The sequence below is a fragment of the Streptomyces sp. NRRL WC-3549 genome (assembly GCF_000721935.1).
Lineage (GTDB): Bacteria > Actinomycetota > Actinomycetes > Streptomycetales > Streptomycetaceae > Streptomyces.
This window is the reverse complement of sequence record NZ_KL585453.1, coordinates 5,710-8,163: the sequence shown is the minus strand read 5'-3', so window position 1 is coordinate 8,163 and position 2,454 is coordinate 5,710. Positions and strand designations below refer to the sequence as shown.

General features: G+C 74.4%; 2 protein-coding genes. Both read left to right on the top strand.

Going from position 1 to position 2,454, the window contains the following annotated elements; all coding sequences use genetic code 11:
- Positions 1–1,971 (top strand): nicotinate-nucleotide--dimethylbenzimidazole phosphoribosyltransferase (gene cobT, locus IH13_RS0135585; RefSeq protein WP_031091202.1); only part of this gene is annotated, 1,971 nt, incomplete at its 5' end.
- A gap of 271 nt (positions 1,972–2,242) precedes the next feature.
- Positions 2,243–2,454: NAD(P)-dependent oxidoreductase (locus IH13_RS0135580; protein WP_037843405.1), on the top strand; the 212-nt coding region annotated here is incomplete at its 3' end.

The window sequence follows — 2,454 nt, the reverse complement described above, 5'->3', positions numbered from 1 at the left end:
GCCGAAGAACAGCCGGCTGCGGTGCAGCCGAGCGCTGCCGAGGACGCCCCCGTGCAGGAGGCCCCCGCCGAGGACGCCCCCGTGCAGGAGACCCCGGCCGAGGAGAGCCTCGCAGAGGAGCAGCCGCCCGCCGAAGAGCAGTCGGCCGCCGCCGAGGAGGCCGCCGCCGAGGAGGCCCCTGCCGCCGAAGAGCAGCCGGCCGCCGCCGAGGAGCCGCCCGCCGAGGAGGCCCCCGCCTCCCCGCCCGCCCCCGGCTACGACGACGCCGAGCGCGAGGCCGTGCTCCGCGTCATGCGTGAGCGCCGCGACATCCGCAACGGCTTCCGCGGCGACCCGATCCCGCACGAGGTGCTGCTCAGGGTCCTGGAGGCCGCGCACACCGCTCCGAGCGTCGGCCACTCGCAGCCCTGGGACTTCGTCGTCATCCGCTCCGCGGAGACCCGCCGCTCCATGCACGAACTGGCGCAGCGCCAACGTGACGCGTACGCCAAGTCGCTGCCCAAGGCCCGGGCCAAGCAGTTCAAGGAACTCAAGATCGAGGCCATCCTCGACACCCCGGTGAACATCGTCGTCACCGCCGACCCCACCCGGGGCGGCCGGCACACCCTGGGCCGTCACACCCAGCCGCAGATGGCCCCCTACTCCTCGGCGCTCGCCGTCGAGAACCTGTGGCTCGCCGCCCGCGCCGAAGGGCTCGGGGTCGGCTGGGTGAGCTTCTTCGACGAGCGGGAGATGGTCCGCGAACTGGGCCTGCCCGAACACCTGGAAGTCGTGGCGTACCTGTGCGTCGGGTACGTCGACGAGTTCCCCGAGGAGCCCGAGCTGATGCAGGCCGGCTGGTCCAAGCGCCGCCCGCTGTCCTGGGTCGTCCACGAGGAGACGTACGGCCGCCGCGCCCTGCCCGGTGAGGAACCGCACGACCTGCTCCAGGAGACCATCGCCAACATCCGCCCCCTGGACGCCAAGGCGCTCGGTGAGGCCTGGGAGCGCCAGAAGCGGATGACGAAGCCCGCGGGCGCGCTCGGCATGCTGGAGATCATCTCCGCCCAGTTGTCCGGGCTCTCCCGGATGTGCCCGCCGCCGATCCCCGAGCCCGCGGCCGTCGCGGTCTTCGCCGGGGACCACGGGGTGCACGCCCAGGGGGTGACCGCCTGGCCGCAGGAGGTCACCGGCCAGATGGTCGCCAACTTCCTCAGCGGCGGGGCCGTCTGCAACGCCTTCGCCGCCCAGGTCGGCGCCGAGGTGTGCGTCGTCGACGTCGGCGTCGCCACCGAACTGCCGTCGTCCCCCGGGCTGCTGCCCCGGAAGGTCCGTGCCGGGACGGCCGACTTCACGACCGGTCCCGCGCTGACCCGCGAGGAGGTGCTCGCCTCGATCGAGGTCGGCATCGAGACCGCCCGCGACCTGATCGCCGCCGGCAACAAGGCCTTGGTCACCGGTGAGATGGGCATCGCCAACACCACCGCGTCCGCGGCGCTGATCTGTGTCTACACGGGCATGGACCCGTCCGAGGTCACCGGACGCGGCACCGGCATCAACGACGAGATGCACGCCCGCAAGGTGGACGTGGTCCGCCGCGCCCTCGAACTGCACCAGCCCGACCCCGCCGACCCCATCGGGGTGCTGGCCGCGGTCGGGGGCCTGGAGCACGCGGCGATGGCGGGCTTCCTGCTGGGCGGCGCGTCGCTGCGTACGCCGGTGATCCTGGACGGCGTGAGCGCCGGCGCCTCGGCGCTGGTCGCCCGGGCCATCGCGCCCGAGGCGCTCGCCGCCTGCATCGCCGGACACCGCAGCGCCGAGCCCGGCCATGTCGCGGCCCTCAACAAGCTGGGTCTGCGTCCGCTGGTCGACCTCGACCTCCGGCTCGGTGAAGGGACCGGCGCCCTGCTGGCGCTCCCCATCGTGCAGAGCGCGGCACGGGCCATGCACGAGGTCGCGACGTTCGACTCGGCGGGCGTGACGGAGAAGTAGGGGGAACCACCCGGCGCCACCGCGCCCGGTGGCGCCGGGCCGGGCCGTGCCCGGCCATGGGCGAGGGGGCGGGCGCCGAACGTGCCCGCCCCCTCCGTCGCCCTCCCGCCCACCCCGTATCGTGGTCCCACGCGAAACGCCGACGACCCCTGAGTACCCGCCGACGGGCCACGCCCCGACGCCTCCTTGCCCCACCGCCTCATCCGACCGCCGCTCCACCGCCGCAGCGGCCCGCAGCACACCGCATCCCGCACGAGGAGCCGCACGCGCCATGGCCGAGTACGACGACCACCCCGCCTACCCCGTCGGACTGCGGCTGACCGGCCGTCGCGTCGTCGTCGTCGGCGGCGGCCAGGTCGCGCAGCGCAGGCTCCCCGCCCTCATCGCGGCCGGCGCGGACATCACCCTGGTCTCCCCGTCCGCCACCCCGTCCGTCGAGGCGATGGCGGACGCGGGCGAGATCCGCTGCTGTCTCTTATACAC